Raw genomic sequence first — 15774 nt, forward strand, 5'->3', positions numbered from 1 at the left:
AAATAGATATAATAGATTGTAATGAAGAAAATTCCAAGTAAAAAAGTAACTCCTGTTCCACCCAAATTTAATATGATGTGGTTATGGATATTGATTATCCTCGGGTTCTTTGGACTGCAGTACTTTTTTAGTAGCGATAATACCGAAGAAATTACGTATTCAAAATTTGAGAAAGAGATACTGTTGCCTGGCGATGTAGAAAAGTTGGTCGCCTTTAAGAGCAATGATTTGGTTGAGGTAGAGGTATACATAAAAAAAGATAGACTTAAAGAAGACAAATATAAAAATGTTGCTCCTAGTCCGAATTCTCTATTGTTATCTCCTGATATGGGGCCGCAATATACATTTACGGAGCCTTCCGATGTGATTTTAAACGCAAAACTGGAAAAATCACAGGTTGGACTGCCCGAAGATCAACCTCGTATTGAGCCTCATTACGAAAACAGGTCTAACCCTTGGGCCGGTTGGTTTATTTCGTTTATGCTCCCGTTATTAATTATCGTGGCCATATGGATGTTGCTGATGCGTCGTATGGGAGGGGGAGCTGGTACCGGTGGTGGTGCGATTTTCAATATTGGAAAATCTAAAGCGCAGCTTTTTGACAAAGAGTCCCAAATAAACATCACGTTCAATGATGTCGCCGGGCTGGAAGAGGCTAAAACAGAGGTTATGGAAATCGTGGACTTTCTGAAAAACCCAAAGAAATACACGGATCTAGGTGGTAAAATTCCAAAAGGAGCCTTACTTGTAGGGCCTCCGGGAACGGGTAAAACATTATTGGCAAAAGCTGTAGCCGGAGAAGCTCAGGTGCCATTTTTCTCCCTATCGGGATCGGATTTCGTAGAAATGTTTGTGGGTGTTGGTGCATCTCGTGTACGGGATTTATTTAAACAAGCTAAAGAAAAAGCGCCTTGTATCATATTTATCGATGAAATTGATGCGATCGGTCGGGCCCGTGGTAAAAATTCTGTTATGGGAGGGAATGACGAGCGCGAAAATACATTAAACCAATTACTAGTGGAAATGGATGGTTTCGGTACTAATTTAGGTGTTATCCTTTTAGCTGCAACCAACCGTTTAGATGTATTGGATCAAGCGTTGTTGCGCCCCGGAAGATTTGATAGGCAGATTTCTATCGATAAGCCGGATTTGATCGGACGTGAGCATATATTTAACGTACATTTAAAGCCGTTGAAATTAGCAGAAGAAGTGGACGCGAAGAAGCTGTCGGCACAAACACCGGGTTTTGCGGGGGCAGAGATCGCTAACGTATGTAACGAAGCGGCATTGATCGCAGCTCGGAAAAATAAAGCTTCTATTAATATGCAAGATTTTCAGGATGCCATTGACAGGGTTATCGGAGGGCTTGAAAAGAAAAATAAAATTATCTCTCCAGAAGAGAAGAAAATAGTGGCTTATCACGAAGCGGGCCATGCTATTGCTGGTTGGTTCCTGGAGTTTGCGGATCCCTTGGTTAAGGTTTCTATTGTTCCGCGTGGTGTTGCCGCACTCGGATATGCACAATATTTGCCGAAAGAGCAGTTTTTATATACGACGGAGCAATTGCTAGATAGTATGTGTATGACCATGGGGGGACGAGTCGCAGAAGATATTACGTTTAGCCGTATCAGTACGGGCGCGCAAAATGATCTGGAAAGAATCACCAAATTGGCGTATGCCATGACTGCTGTATATGGTATGAATGATAAAGTAGGAAATGTATCTTTCCGTGATAGCGCTGGAGAAACACAGTTCCAAAAACCCTATTCTGATCAAACGGCAGAGTTAATCGACCAAGAGGTACGAAACTTAATCGCAGCGGTGTATGATAGAACGAAACAGCTTTTATTAGACAAGCAAGACGGCCTTATCAAAATCGCGGAAAAGCTATTGGAGAAAGAAATTCTGTTTCAAAGTGACCTGGAAGAGATTTTAGGCAAACGTCCCTTCGAAAACCGGACGGCGTATGACGAATTTGTAAATGGCGGTGTTGACGGAGGTGGTGTTCCACAAACGGATTTGCCGTTGGATCTCCCGCAGGATAGTAATAACAACGATACAAAATCAGAGGAATAAGGAGCACATTGCATGGCGCTTGGTGAGGACGAAGTCTTTACGTTTCATTCGTAAGGGGTACATACATGAATATTCGAAATACAACAGCTAAAGAGCGGATGCTTAAAAAGATTCGTCAAGCGCTGTTACAGAAGCGTGATAATCCGCATAGTGATTTTGAGGATTCTCCCCTCTATAAAGATGAGGAAGAGCCTTTGGATGTTACGTTTGCACGGGAGTTTACGCAAATTGCAGGCAATTTTGTATATTGCGATGGGGAAATCTCGTTGATTGAAAATTTAATACTTTTAGCCGAAAAGTTGCAGATAAAAAAGATTTTGGCGTGGGAGCCTAGTATACAAAAATTATTGGGACAATACGGTTTCCCGATTTATACAACCGATCAGCAACTTGATGCTGCAGATGCCGGAATTACAACTTGTGAAGCACTTATTGCACGCAATGGAAGTATTATGTTGTCTAACGGGAATGAGGCGGGGCGTCGATTGAGTATCTATCCACCTATTCATATTGTAGTGGCTAAAGCTTCCCAATTAGTCATGGATATTAAACATGGATTACAACGTATAAAAGAAAAATATGGAGATAAGTTTCCATCTATGATTTCAACGATAACTGGGCCCAGTCGAACGGCAGACGTGGAGAAAATGTTGGAGTTAGGTGCGCATGGCCCCAAAGAACTATATGTCTTTTTAATAGAAGACAGATTTTAACCAGCAAACTTTATGTTATATTACCTTTATGCGACTCCTGTTGCTTCCGTGATTTTTGTCTTGACAATAGGATTGAGCTTATATGTTTTTTCCAATCCGCAATGGTATACGAAATTAATGCTCCATCCTTATACATTGTATAGAGATAAGTCAAAATGGTACATGGTTTTTACGAGTGGCTTAATCCATAAAGATTGGATGCATCTTATTTTCAATATGATGACGTTCTATTACTTCGGATTCGGTCTCGAGAATATGTTTGTCCAATTTAGTGGGGCATTGGGGCATGTGCTTTTTGCGGGGCTTTATATCGTTAGCTTGGTTCTGAGCGATATACCTACACTAATTCGGCAGAAAAACAATTCTGGCTATTATAGTTTAGGTGCATCGGGTGCGATTTGTGCCGTACTTTTTAGCTTTATTATGTTTCAGCCGAAAGCCATGTTGGGACTCTTTATGGTTATTCCGATACCGGCGTATTTGTTTGCATTCCTGTTTCTAGGGTATTGTATCTGGGCTTCCAAAAAGGCGTATGATAATATCAATCACGATGCGCATTTGTTTGGTGCTTTGGCAGGTATAGGATTGACTATATTGCTTTATCCTTGGTCCATTGGTCACCTTATTAGCCAATTTTTTTAGATTTTTTCACCCGGCCCAATTTTCTCGATCTAAACTTCTAAAGTGAATGGCTTCGGCCAGATGTTGGTTTTCAATTTGCTCCGAACCATCCATATCGGCTATGGTACGCGATACTTTTAATATGCGGTCATACGCACGGGCCGAAAGTCCGAGACGTTCCATGGCGGCCCGCAAAAGTTTCTTGCCTGAGTCGCTGACTTGACATACTTGGTGTACGGTGGGTGTGTTCATCTGTGCATTGCTATGGATATCCGCAAAACTTGTAAAGCGCTCTGCTTGAATTTTGCGTGCTCGTATAACCCTTTCCCTAATAATCTCGCTGGTCTCCATATTTCTGTTAGTGGAAAGCTCATTAAATTCAACAGGTGTGACCTCCACATGTAAATCTATACGATCCAATAAAGGACCAGAAATTTTGCTTAGATAGCGGTGTACAGTGGCAGTGCCGCAGATGCATTCTTTTTCTGGATGGTTATAATAGCCACATGGACAGGGATTCATAGCGGCAATCAGCATGAAACTAGCTGGGTAATCAATGGAGAACTTGGCGCGTGAGATCGTAATATTTCGAGATTCTAACGGTTGCCGCATGACTTCTAAAACAGATCTTTTAAATTCCGGAAGTTCATCCAAAAATAATACACCATGATGAGCAAGTGAAATCTCTCCTGGTTGTGGAGAAGCTCCGCCACCAACGAGCGCAACGTCCGATGTCGTATGATGGGGAGCCCGGAAGGGGCGAGCCGTCATGAGCGAGGAAAGTGCACGGAGTTGACCCGCAACGGAATGGATTTTGGTCGTTTCAAGTGATTCGCCTAAAAGCAGCGGTGGGAGGATAGTCGGAAGACGCTTGGCAAGCATGGTTTTACCGGCGCCGGGTGGACCAATTAAAATGACATTGTGCCCTCCTGCGGCTGCTATTTCCAACGCCCTCTTTATATTTTCCTGTCCTTTCACGTCGGCAAAATCGACATCATAGTTATTTATATGATGCAGGAATTCATTTTCAATATCGATCTCTATGCTCGTTAACTGCTGTAGGCCATTAAAGAAAAGGATAACTTCTTGTAAATTATCTGCAACTAGGACTTCTAGATCCTGGACGGCTGCAGCTTCACGTCCGTTGGCGGTGGGTAAAATAATGCCCTTAAACCCATCCTTTTTGGCTTGCAGGGCTACGGGTAAAGCACCCCTGACGGGTTGGATATTGCCGTCCAGCGATAATTCGCCTAAAACAACATAATCTGTTAATAAGGTCTCCCGGATCTGTTCGGATGCAGCTAAAATACCGATTGCCATAGACAAATCGTAGCCAGATCCTTCTTTACGAATAGCGGCCGGAGCGAGATTGATAACAATTTTTTGACGAGGCATGCGGTATCCTGCATTCGTAATAGCGCTTTCGATACGGTGTAGACTTTCCTTGATCGCACTATCTGGCAATCCGACGATATAATAGTGTAGGCCAGGACAAATAAGTGTTTCTACCGTAACAGTGGTTGCATTTATGCCATATACGGCACTACTAAAGGTTTTGACGAGCATAGCTGTGATGTTAAAATGGTTATTTAAAAGTAGACGAAAAAAAGGAGAAAACAAAAAAAGCATAGAAAAGTGTTACTTTTTGCAAGATTTCTGTTTTCTTTTTTGGCAGGGATACGGAAGCCAAAATACTTTTGTATTTTTAAAACGATTACGAAGATTATTTGTTATGTGTATAACTTATCTAATCTTCATGGGTAAAATGGAGAATTATTTAAATGACAAAAAATATGAATGATAACAGTAAAGTAGTAACAGCGCTATTAGCAGGGTTTGCGGCAGGAGCAATTGTAGGATTATTGTTTGCTCCCGATAAAGGATCTGAGACAAGAGATAAGATAAACGAGTCATTGTCAGATTTAGGTGATGCCATCAAAGAACGGGCGGAAGAGCAATTTGACCAACTTAGCGAACTTAAAGATAAACTAGTGGGTTTGGTGAAATCAAAGGTTTCTGAAGTGGAAACTATGGTGGATGACGAAATCGAAGAGCACGCCTAGCATCTCGATGAATAGTAAAAAAAATAGTTGATGGAAGAAGAAAAATTTTCGCTTAGTGGTACCTTTCAAAAAGGTAAAGAATATGTAGATACCCAGCTAAAGCTATTGCAGTTGAAAGGTTTAGCCAAAGGTTCTCGGATAATGGGTTCGTTGGTGCTGGATGTCGTTAGGATTGTGTTTACTTTATTCATTGTTTTTTTCTGCTCACTAGCATTAGGCTTTTACCTTGGAGAAGTGTTGGAAAGTAATGCGTTAGGGTTTTTACTAACGGGTGTTATATTCTTCGTGCTCGTGTTACTCATCCGTGCATTTGAGCCCAGTCTGGAAAGGATTTTTATGAATCTTACTATCCGTAAGGTGACAAGCAAATGGCAAGGAGAGGAAGACGATGAGGTAGTGGAAGAGAAAATCAAATCAAGCGTAGATGAAGAATTCAGAGAAAATAAATAACATACATGATTTAAAAGCTGAGATTGCTCGGCTTAGTTTGCGGCGGAAAGAACAGGAAGCTTACCTGGCAGATCAATATAACCTGTTAAGAGTAAAGATAAGTGCACCTATTCGATTTTTTCAGCGGATTACTTCTCATGTCCCCGGTGCAGGTATGCTGAAAGGTTTCACATCTGGTGTTGCGAAAGCTGTGCAGAGTAAAGATGCTGACTGGCTGACACGGGTTTTACAACTGGGGGCACCCATTGTGCTAAATTCAACTCTACTTCGAAAAGCTGGTTGGTTTAAAAAAGCTATGGTTTTGTTAGCTTCAGAAACGGCTATAGGGCAGGTTAACCAGGATAAAATAAGCGGATTCGTGAATAAAATTACCTCTTTTATAAAGCCTAAAAAGAAAAAGAAGAAGAAAAAAATAGATGCTGAAATAGAAAAAATAGCGATTATGGAACAGCAAGCTGCGATTTTAGAAGATGAACGTTTTACCGATAAAACTTAATAATTAAATTTTCCTTTTTTTAAAATCTTCATAAGCTAATGCGATACCCTCGCGTAGAGATTTTTTATGCTGCCAGCCTAAGGCATGTAGTTTGTTAACATCCATTAATTTTCGTGGAGTACCATCGGGTTTACTTGTGTCAAATCGGAGACCCCCGCTGTATCCTACAATTTCACTTACGAGGTAAGCGAGATCCCGGATGCTGATATCTTCACCTACACCTACATTAATAAACTGTTCTTCATTATAGTTTTGCATCAAAAAAACACAGGCTTCCCCTAAATCGTCTGCATAGAGAAACTCCCGTAGTGGAGACCCAGTTCCCCAGATGTTCACTTCACTTATTCCCGCTATCTTCGCCTCGTGGAAACGGCGGATTAGAGCGGGTAATACATGAGAGTTTTGCGGATGATAGTTGTCATTGATACCGTATAGGTTTGTGGGCATCGCGGAGATGAAATTGCATCCGTATTGTGAACGGTAGGATTCACACATTTTAATCCCCGCAATTTTTGCTATGGCGTAAGGCTCGTTGGTAGGTTCTAATGTACCAGTCAATAGGTAATCCTCTTTAAGAGGCTGTGGAGCAAGTTTGGGGTAGATACAACTGGAACCTAAGAATAATAACTTTCTGACGTTTTGAACGTACGCTTGGTGGATTACATTTGTTTGGATCATGAGGTTCTCATAGAGAAAATCAGCACGATAGGTATTGTTGGCTACGATACCGCCGACTTTTGCAGCAGCCAAGAATACATATTCCGGTTGTTCTTCAGCGAAAAAATCGGCTACCTTCGTTTGATCGCGCAAATCGAGTTCCTTTGATGTGCGTTTGATAAGGTGGTGGTACCCCTCTTTTTCCAATGCTCTTACAATCGCCGACCCCACCATGCCACGATGTCCAGCAACAAATATTTTAGCTTCTTTTTCCACGTTAAACTATTGATTCCTGCAAACTTAGCAGATTTTATCTTATCAGCAAAATTCTTTCGCCGCTAACGGCAATCTTTCGGCTCTTGCACAATCTCTCCTTAACTTTTTAGGTCGCATCCAGATATTTGGGGTATGTAGAAATCTATCCTTAGTACCATCCATTATTTCAAATATCTGAAGCGACGATTTTTTATGAACAAGTGTTTATTTTTGTGTTCATGAGCTCCCTTCGGTCGGTTTTGTTACTTTTTTTGAGGGAAAAAAAGTAATTAAGACTATTTTTGCCAACAAATTATTAGAAATGGGTAAGGATAAGTTACGGAAATTTGCCGAAGTCGCTACATTTAAGAATGTTGTTCAATTGGATGCGGGAAAAGATTATAAAGGTGGATGGGCATCTAAGTTCTTTGGAAATAATAATCCTGTTGTGTTGGAACTTGCATGTGGCAAGGGAGAATATACCGTCAACTTGGCGAAAATGTTTCCCCATATCAATTTTATAGGTATCGACTACAAAGGAAACCGTATCTGGAGAGGAGCAAAAACAGCATTGGAAGAGGGAATTAATAACGTGGGATTCCTACGTATTCAGATCGAAACCATATTGGAGCATTTTGCAGAAAATGAAATAGCGGAAATATGGATTACTTTTCCGGATCCACAGCCGCAAGATAGCCGGGAGAAAAAACGGTTGACCAATCCTACGTTTTTAGAAAAATATAAAGCAATTCTGAAAGATGACGGCATTATGCATCTGAAGACGGATAACGATGGCTTTTATGCATATACTTTAGAGCAGATTGCGCTCCTGAAGTTACCGAAAATAAAAGAAACCACCGATTTATATCACTCCGATATAGTCGATGAGGTGCTTTCCATCAAAACGTATTACGAACGGAAATACCTTGCAGACAATAAAAATATTAACTATGTGCAATGGCGGTTTTAAGTATTATCTATCTCGAAACGTATAATAATAATCCTTAATCACGACATCAATAAACTCTTCGGGGCGCATGTGCGGTTTTACGTCCAGTAGTTCGACAAGCTTATTGCTCAATGCCAAAATGATATTGTAATCTTTGCGTTCGTAGCCTTTTTTGTATATATCTTTAATGATATTGGCATCTTTGTCTGAAAGCCGCATCACTTGAGGAAAGGTAACCGTATATTCTTGTGTAATCTCTGCAAAAAGCGTTTGTTGCAACGCCATATTTTGTTTGGTGCTGATGACGGTTGTGTCGGCGGCGATATCCCCAATCCGTTGTGCATGTTTTGTGGCAATGATACTGCTAATTCCTAATGCTCCAGCACATAAAAAGATGTCAACGATAGAACATACCCAACGTATAAAATATTGATAAATCGATGCGCGTGTGCCGTCAATCTTTACAACTTTAATACGCATAATCATTTTTCCTATGGTTTGTCCGTTAAAGAATGTTTCCATAAGAAAAGGATAAAAGAACGCAGGAAGCAAAATAAGCATATAAATACCTGCTGTCAGCCAAGGGTCGCTTGTACTAAAAAGACCGAGCCGAGACACCATGTAATAGACCATGATGGCATAACACATTATGATGAAATAGTCAATAGCAAACGCGATGATGCGCGAACCGAGCGAAGCCAAGTTATATTCAAACTTTACGTTTTGGGGTGTATTAATAGAGAGTTTGTGCATTTTGAAACGTTAATATTTCCTATATTAGCCTCGAGTAGACGCTACTTGCTGAGCTTCTTCTCATTACTTTGTTATTATTTAATAATAGAAAATTAGAAAAACAAAATGAGAGAAGCGTCCTTTATTGAACGAAATAAAGAAAAATGGATCTTAATTGAAAATAATTTAAGAAATAAAATCAATGTAGATCCTGATGTACTAGCTTCCAATTATATTGAATTGACGAATGATCTGGCATATGCACAGACCTTTTATCCCCGATCAAAGACCAAAGATTATCTGAATGAGCTGGCGATATTGGCTCATCAACAATTGTATCGCGATCAAAAATCATCGGAAAGTCAATTCAAGCGTTTCGTACAACAGGAGATTCCCGAAGCGGTATGGCAATTGCGACGCCCGTTGTTTTATTCCTTATTAATTTTCGGACTGGCGATAGCCATTGGATTCATTTCCGCCCAATACGATCTGGATTTTGTACGCTTAATCTTGGGCGATTATTACGTAGACATGAGCATAGCCAATATCGAAGATGGAAATCCCGCAGGTGTTTATCAAGGAGGAAGCGAAGTAGGCTCCGCTTTAGCGATTACGATCAATAATGTTAGGGTCGCTTTTTTAGCTTTTGTATTGGGGGTATTTTACAGCATAGGTACGGGTTATATCCTATTTAGTAACGGTATCATGGTCGGTGCTTTTCATCATCTATTTTTTCGATATGGTGTCATGCAGGAAGCGATGTCGGCCATCTGGATTCACGGGGCTATTGAGTTGTCTGTGATCGTGATCGCCGGAGGCTGCGGTTTCGCAGTCGGAAACAGTATATTGTTTCCGAAATCATATACAAGGCTCGAATCGTTCAAACGGAGTATGAAAACCGCTTCCAAAGTGTTAATAAGCACGATCCCGTTCTTTATTGTAGCCGGCTTTTTGGAAGGCTTTGTAACGAGGCATTATCAGGTCTCCATTTGGTTATGCATCAGTATAATTATTGCTTCGTTTGCAACTATTATTTATTTCTATATCATCAGACCTTATCAACTGGCAAAAATTAACGAATGGAAATAGACTTCGAATTTCGGAAAGAACGAAAGCTGAGTGAAATTGTTCAAGATTTCATCAATCTCTTACGGCTGGTGTTACGGCATTTTTTTCAGACTATCCTTAGACTCGCTATTGTTCCATTGTGCCTCATGCTCATCCTTATCTATTACGGAACGACTAAGATTAATTTAACAACAACACAAAGTTGGACAGAATCAATGGATCTTATATTCATAGCCGTTGCTGCGTTATTTGCACTACTGGTGGTGAGTATGGTATTCTTCGGTTTCGCCATTGAATATTTCATCCTACTGAAAAATAAGCGAGGAACTGATTTTGATTCTCATGATGTTTGGCAGGCATTTGTCACAAATCTGGGCAAGTATTTCAAATTTCTACTGGTCAGTATAATTGCTTCTGTCATTTTATTTATTCCCTTTATGTTCGCTTTGATTATCCTGATGTTTATTCCCTTTATCGGGAGTTTCGCAGCAGGTATATTAGGAGCCTTCGTGGGCGTTTGGTTTTTCTGTGCGTTCCTCTTTTATCGGGAAGGATATATGCCTGCCAGCAACGCCATACAACAGAGCTTTTCCATCTTAAAGAAAAAAATTATCGATTATAGTGTGTCTTCATATGTGGTCAGTTTGGTTTTCCAGACACTTCTGGTGATGCTTACCCTAATACCGTCTCTTATTATCGGAATTATCGCTTACAACACGATTGGGTTTGAAAATACTTTTTTTGACAGCGTGGCGGGGCGTATGTTTACTTCCATTGGGGCTACTTTATTGGTTTTGCTCTATATTGTGTATTATATGTTTACGGTGTTGGTGTCGGGGATTATTTATGAGACAGCAAAAGAAGTAACATACGGTGAGGATGTGTATGAAAAAATACAAAATCTGGGAAAGGAGGAAGATGGGCAGTAGATTATTTTTTGTCATGCTTGTGATGGGCGTGATATCTGTTTCCCGCGCGCAGGACACCGATACGATAGAAACCTTATCTCCTCCTTTACCGGGAGATAGTATATCCATGAAAGCACCGGAATATGCGCCACAGTATTGGATCGATTATATGGAGGATGGTTATTATGACACTATTCCCCGTATGGATCAGATTCCACAAGTAGACACAGCGGCATATACCGGATTGATAAAGCGTTATCAAGGGGAGGAGTTCGATTATGATAAAAATAGCCCCAATCGTATTGGTCTATTCAAGAAAATATTAGAAAGGTTAGGGCGGATGTTGGACAATCTTTTTCCGGCGAGGGAGTATTTTCAGTTTGCTGATGTGGTATATAAGGTGTTGGCCGTTGCTGCATTGATTATTTTCCTTTGGATTATTTATCGCGTGCTATTTTCGGGTAGACGCCTACTGGCGAAAGATAAAAATGATGAAGATGTGTCTGACGAAGTAAAGTTCGTCGAGAAAAACCTGTTGGATATTGATTTAGCAAGCTATATCGAGAACGCCAAAAAAGAGGGAGATTTTGCGCTGGCTATTCGTTATCTCAACCTTCTGAGTATACAATTACTGGCGAAACGCGAACTGATTCATTGGAAATATACCAAAACGCATGTCGAACTGATTGAAGAGATCGAGAATGAAGAACTAAAACGAGATTTTACCCGAAATGTAAATATATACAACCGCGTGTGGTACGGAAATATGGCTATAGACAAAGCTAAATATGAGGAGTATGCCCCTTATTTCTTAACTTTTCAATCAAAATGGCGATGAAGAACTCTGGGAAATTTGGGCTTATACTACTCGGTATTACGGTCTTGATTATTGCCTTTATTGACTTGGCAAGTGATAAGCAGATCGATTGGTCAAAAACGTACGACCAACGGGATAAAATTCCATACGGTTTATATGTGACCCGGGAGGAATTGCCGGAAATATTGGGGAGTCAGATAAAGATAGAAGACTTCACGTCTACGAACTATGATTTTCTGAAAACGTTCTTGACAGAGAAAGAACGAGGTAGTTTGGTTTATATCGTCAACGGATTTTACGAGGGAAAAGAAGTAACGGGAGAACTGTTGAGCTTTGTAGAAAGGGGAGGAGAAGTTTTTATTTCTGCCAATAATTTTCCACTTTACCTAATGGATACACTGGGGATTAAGCAACAATTTCACTATCCGTATAATTTTAATGAGGTCATCAATGTGGAAGACCGGCCGTTCTTGTTAGTGGATGGTAAAACAGCGTATTATAAGGACTTAGACTATCCGGGGCTGTTCTGCAACTTGGATACGGTTAACACCCATATAATCGGTTATTATGAAGTGGAAGATAAGGAGATACCCAATTTTATCGAGATAAAAAGAGGACAAGGTCGTTTCCTTTTGCATTTAGAACCACTGATGTTTACCAATTACTATATGCTGAGAGAAGAGAACTTTATATACGGAGCGGCTGCATTAAAGTTGCTTTCCAATAAGGAGGTATATTGGTTTGATAGTACCTTTAAGGGAACGGTGGAAGCAAAGACACCGCTACGTGTATTGTTGCAAAATGACGGACTACGCCAAGCATGGTATATTTTACTTTTTGGACTTATCCTTTTTTTATTGTTTAAAAGTAAACGGGAACAACGGGCCGTCCATGTCGTGGAACCTGAGCCGAATTTATCCAAGGAATTTGCACGTACAATCGCTACGTTATATTATGAGAGTGGAAATCCGGGTAATCTTATACAAAAGAAAGTAGAATATTTTCTGTATGATATAAGGACGCATTTCCAACTGGATATTCTGCAGTTGGAGGGTGAAGTTTTTGCGAAGCAATTGGCGCTCAAAACAGGTGTATCATTGGAAGAGTGTGAAAACCTGATCAAGCTCCTGCTAAGATATAGAAAAGTACGTATGTCTACGGATGCCGAATTGGTAGCGTTAAATAAAAGAATAGAAGATTTTAAACATAAAGCGAATATGCTATGAGTGAACCAGGAAATAAATATGAGCCGAGTTTCGAAAACAGAATAGACCTCACCGAGCTGAAAGATAAGATGGGAGGGGTGAAGCAGGAAGTTAAAAAAGTCATTATAGGTCAAGATGAAGTCATCCATAAACTGTTGATTGCTATTCTGGCAACAGGTCATTCGTTGATAGAGGGCATGCCGGGTGTCGCCAAAACATTAACGGCAAAGTTGCTAGCAAAAGCAGTGAAAGGTGAATTTAAACGCATACAGTTTACGCCTGATTTGATGCCGTCGGATGTAACAGGATCTTCCGTGCTGGACTTAAAGACGAATGAATTTGAATTTAAGAAAGGTCCGATTTTTGGCAATATCGTCTTGATTGACGAAATAAACCGCGCCCCGGCAAAAACGCAATCATCTTTGTTCGAGTGTATGTCCGAAAGGCAGGTTACGGTGGATGGTATCACGTACTCTGTGCCAACACCGTTTGTGGTATTTGCTACACAGAATCCTATAGAACATGAAGGAACCTATCGTTTGCCCGAAGCGCAGTTGGATCGTTTCCTGTTCAAAATTAATATTGATTATCCGGCGATAGAACAGGAGTTAGATATATTGCGGGAGCATCATGCGCAAAGAGCAAACAATAAGGAAGATCTGGTACAGCCAGTATTGGGTATCGATGAATTAATCAGTTTTCAGCAGTTGATAAAGTCTATTTATGTCCATGAAGATGTGTTGACCTATATCACGCAAGTGGTTTATCATACACGTTCGAACCCAAACCTTACACTAGGCGCTTCGCCACGCGCTTCGATCGCTTTGTTGGAGGCTTCAAAAGCAAGCGCAGCGCTTCAAGGAAGAGACTTTATTACACCAGACGATGTGAAGTATGTCGCTCCGGCTATATTGGGACACCGTGTGCTGCTGACTCCAGAAAAGGAAATGGAAGGATTCACGAGTGATTATATCATTAAACAGATTGTAGACAGTATCGAAATCCCGAGATAATGCGTTTTATCCGTAGTTTATATGTAACGAATAAATTCTTCTATGCGCTACTTCTATTAGCGACATGCTTTGTCCTGTCCTTTTTTATTAAAGCGTTATTCCTGTTTGTGATCGCACTTCTTTGGTTATTTGTCGCAGCCTGTGCATGGGATATGCTGTTTCTATACTATCAGAAAAGTAAGATAGTTATACAGCGAAACTATCCCGAGAAGCTGTCGAATGGGGATGAGAATGATATGGAGATTCAGTTGACCAGTCGTTATCCTACCAAAGTACACATCCGTCTATTAGAAGAGTTCCCGATACAGTTGCAACTACGGAACGTAGAATTAGAATCCACGATTCTACCTCGGGAAATCAAAGCAATCCGCTATCAAATCCGTCCGACCTCGCGGGGGGTGTATGCTTTTGGAAGATGCCATGCCCTGGTGCAGCGACTTGGACTGTTTGCAAGAAAGTTCACGTTGAATGAACCCCTCGAACTGGCTTGTTATCCTTCGTTTATCCAGATGCGGAAATATCAATTATTGGCCACAACGGATAGATTAGTGGAATTGGGAATTAAGCGCATCCGAAAAATTGGGGCTACATTGGAATTTGACCATATACGGGAATACGTTCGAGGAGATGAATATCGGCACCTCAACTGGAAAGCGACAGCCAAGCATAAAAAGCTGTTGGTGAACCAATATCAAGAGGAGAAATCGCAACCTATTTATGCGCTTATAGATACCGGACGGGTTATGCGCATGCCTTTCGACGGGTTGACGTTATTGGATTATGCGATTAACTCGACCCTGGTGCTGGCGAATGCAGCTATCCTAAAACAGGACCGTGCAGGTATGCTTACATTTTCTAAGGCGGTATCAGACCATATCGCAGCGGAAAAACGTAATAACCAGATGCAGCTAATCTCCGAAAGACTCTACAGCATAACGACTGCGTTTGACGAATCGGAGTTTGGCAACCTCTATACTTTCTGCAATAAGCATATCAATAAACGCTCGTTGTTGATGTTGTACACAAATTTTGAAACGATGGATGCGCTTTCGCGGCAGATGCCCTATTTGCGTGTGCTGGCCAAGACACATATTGTGGTGGTGGTGGTATTCAAGAATACCGAGTTAATCGATATGGCGAAAAAAGAAGGAAAGAAAACCATTGACGTGTATAATCAGATTATTGCGCAGAAATTTGTCTACGAAAAGCATCTTGTTATCCAAGAATTGCATAGACAAGGAATTCAGACCATCTATACATCGCCGGAAAACCTCACCATCAATGCCATCAACAAATATTTGGAAATTAAAGCCAGAGGGTTGTTATAAGCTATACGTTGCAGAACACTTAGCGGTTTCTTCCACTCTACAAGAAACTAACCGGACAGGGTAATCTTTTAATTGTTGCGGTCCGATATGTTCTACCAAATACTGCGCAATGTTTTCGGCTGTAGGGTTGAAAGGTACGACGACTAAACTGTCACCAACTACTTCCTGCAATTGAGACAACAATTCATCATTCGTCCAGATTAAAAATTTGTGATCGAAATGTTCCTCCAGCCACTCACAAAGGGTGGTTTTGATCACGGAGAAATCAACCACTCGACCTATTTCGTCCAACTGATCAGCCGCCACCGTAAAATGTATACGATAATTGTGGCCGTGTAAAAACCGGCATTTACCCTCATGCCCCACCACCCGGTGTCCACAGGATATATCATGGTATCTTTCTGCAAGTATCATCTGTTTTTT

At 40.8% G+C, this 15774-nt stretch carries 17 protein-coding genes; 13 read left to right on the plus strand and 4 right to left on the minus strand.

Features of this window, described 5'->3' with window-relative positions:
* Positions 1 to 21: 21 nt before the first annotated feature.
* The 3 genes from ftsH (at position 22) to H8B06_RS03655 (ending at position 3431) form a co-directional block, all read left to right on the plus strand.
* Positions 22 to 2076, plus strand: a complete 2055-nt coding sequence (ftsH, locus tag H8B06_RS03645) for an ATP-dependent zinc metalloprotease FtsH (protein ID WP_190992943.1) — start codon at positions 22 to 24, stop codon at positions 2074 to 2076.
* 65 nt (positions 2077 to 2141) lie between these two features.
* Entirely contained in the window at positions 2142 to 2789 is a 648-nt protein-coding gene (locus H8B06_RS03650; protein WP_190992944.1) for a LutC/YkgG family protein, read from the plus strand.
* A 12-nt stretch (positions 2790 to 2801) separates the two neighbouring features.
* On the plus strand, positions 2802 to 3431 hold the full coding sequence (locus H8B06_RS03655) for a rhomboid family intramembrane serine protease (protein WP_130142559.1): 630 nt from the start codon (positions 2802 to 2804) through the stop codon (positions 3429 to 3431).
* 6 nt (positions 3432 to 3437) lie between these two features.
* Here H8B06_RS03655 and H8B06_RS03660 read toward each other — a convergent pair whose 3' ends face one another.
* Positions 3438 to 4976: a YifB family Mg chelatase-like AAA ATPase gene (locus H8B06_RS03660; RefSeq protein ID WP_190992945.1), complete on the minus strand. Its 1539-nt coding sequence runs from the start codon at positions 4974 to 4976 to the stop codon at positions 3438 to 3440.
* Between the two features lie 227 nt (positions 4977 to 5203).
* Between H8B06_RS03660 and H8B06_RS03665 the strand changes: the two genes are divergently transcribed.
* Genes H8B06_RS03665 through H8B06_RS03675 form a run of 3 tightly spaced genes read left to right on the plus strand, consistent with a single transcriptional unit; the run spans position 5204 to position 6419 of the window.
* Positions 5204 to 5473, plus strand: coding sequence for a YtxH domain-containing protein (locus tag H8B06_RS03665; protein WP_190992946.1), 270 nt, complete (start codon positions 5204 to 5206; stop codon positions 5471 to 5473).
* Positions 5474 to 5503: 30 nt separating this feature from the next.
* Entirely contained in the window at positions 5504 to 5923 is a 420-nt protein-coding gene (locus tag H8B06_RS03670; protein WP_223857454.1) for a hypothetical protein, read from the plus strand.
* Positions 5898 to 6419, plus strand: coding sequence for a hypothetical protein (locus H8B06_RS03675; protein ID WP_190992948.1), 522 nt, complete (start codon positions 5898 to 5900; stop codon positions 6417 to 6419). The genes H8B06_RS03670 and H8B06_RS03675 overlap by 26 nt, the downstream gene beginning before the upstream one ends.
* Positions 6420 to 6422: 3 nt before the next feature.
* On the opposite strand, the gene fcl is transcribed toward H8B06_RS03675, so the two are convergent.
* Complete coding sequence (gene fcl / locus H8B06_RS03680) at positions 6423 to 7352, minus strand: GDP-L-fucose synthase (protein WP_190992949.1); 930 nt, start codon at positions 7350 to 7352, stop codon at positions 6423 to 6425.
* 301 nt (positions 7353 to 7653) lie between these two features.
* On the opposite strand from fcl, the gene trmB reads away from it, so the two are divergent.
* Complete coding sequence (gene trmB / locus H8B06_RS03685; protein ID WP_190992950.1) at positions 7654 to 8301, plus strand: tRNA (guanosine(46)-N7)-methyltransferase TrmB; 648 nt, start codon at positions 7654 to 7656, stop codon at positions 8299 to 8301.
* Between the two features lie 3 nt (positions 8302 to 8304).
* Here trmB and H8B06_RS03690 read toward each other — a convergent pair whose 3' ends face one another.
* Positions 8305 to 9033, minus strand: coding sequence for an RDD family protein (locus H8B06_RS03690; protein WP_190992951.1), 729 nt, complete (start codon positions 9031 to 9033; stop codon positions 8305 to 8307).
* 105 nt (positions 9034 to 9138) lie between these two features.
* Between H8B06_RS03690 and H8B06_RS03695 the strand changes: the two genes are divergently transcribed.
* The 6 genes from H8B06_RS03695 to H8B06_RS03720 are packed head-to-tail and all read left to right on the plus strand — an operon-like array spanning position 9139 to position 15351.
* On the plus strand, positions 9139 to 10101 hold the full coding sequence (locus H8B06_RS03695) for a stage II sporulation protein M (RefSeq protein ID WP_190992952.1): 963 nt from the start codon (positions 9139 to 9141) through the stop codon (positions 10099 to 10101).
* The gene (locus tag H8B06_RS03700) at positions 10092 to 11009 is read left to right on the plus strand and encodes an ABC transporter permease (protein ID WP_190992953.1); all 918 of its coding nucleotides are present in this window, start codon (positions 10092 to 10094) and stop codon (positions 11007 to 11009) included. The genes H8B06_RS03695 and H8B06_RS03700 overlap by 10 nt, the downstream gene beginning before the upstream one ends.
* A complete protein-coding gene (locus H8B06_RS03705) occupies positions 10999 to 11826 on the plus strand; it encodes a hypothetical protein (protein WP_190992954.1) in 828 nt (275 codons plus the stop codon). The genes H8B06_RS03700 and H8B06_RS03705 overlap by 11 nt, the downstream gene beginning before the upstream one ends.
* Entirely contained in the window at positions 11823 to 13031 is a 1209-nt protein-coding gene (locus tag H8B06_RS03710) for a DUF4350 domain-containing protein (protein ID WP_223857455.1), read from the plus strand. The genes H8B06_RS03705 and H8B06_RS03710 overlap by 4 nt, the downstream gene beginning before the upstream one ends.
* Positions 13028 to 14023, plus strand: coding sequence for an AAA family ATPase (locus H8B06_RS03715; RefSeq protein WP_190992956.1), 996 nt, complete (start codon positions 13028 to 13030; stop codon positions 14021 to 14023). The genes H8B06_RS03710 and H8B06_RS03715 overlap by 4 nt, the downstream gene beginning before the upstream one ends.
* Positions 14023 to 15351: a DUF58 domain-containing protein gene (locus H8B06_RS03720; protein ID WP_190992957.1), complete on the plus strand. Its 1329-nt coding sequence runs from the start codon at positions 14023 to 14025 to the stop codon at positions 15349 to 15351. Before H8B06_RS03715 ends, H8B06_RS03720 begins: the two co-directional genes overlap by 1 nt.
* Here H8B06_RS03720 and H8B06_RS03725 read toward each other — a convergent pair.
* Entirely contained in the window at positions 15346 to 15765 is a 420-nt protein-coding gene (locus tag H8B06_RS03725; protein WP_190992958.1) for a 6-pyruvoyl trahydropterin synthase family protein, read from the minus strand. The genes H8B06_RS03720 and H8B06_RS03725 overlap by 6 nt on opposite strands.
* Positions 15766 to 15774: the final 9 nt, after the last annotated feature.

This window comes from Sphingobacterium micropteri (assembly GCF_014692515.1).
In the GTDB taxonomy this organism is placed as follows: Bacteria; Bacteroidota; Bacteroidia; order Sphingobacteriales; family Sphingobacteriaceae; genus Sphingobacterium; species Sphingobacterium micropteri.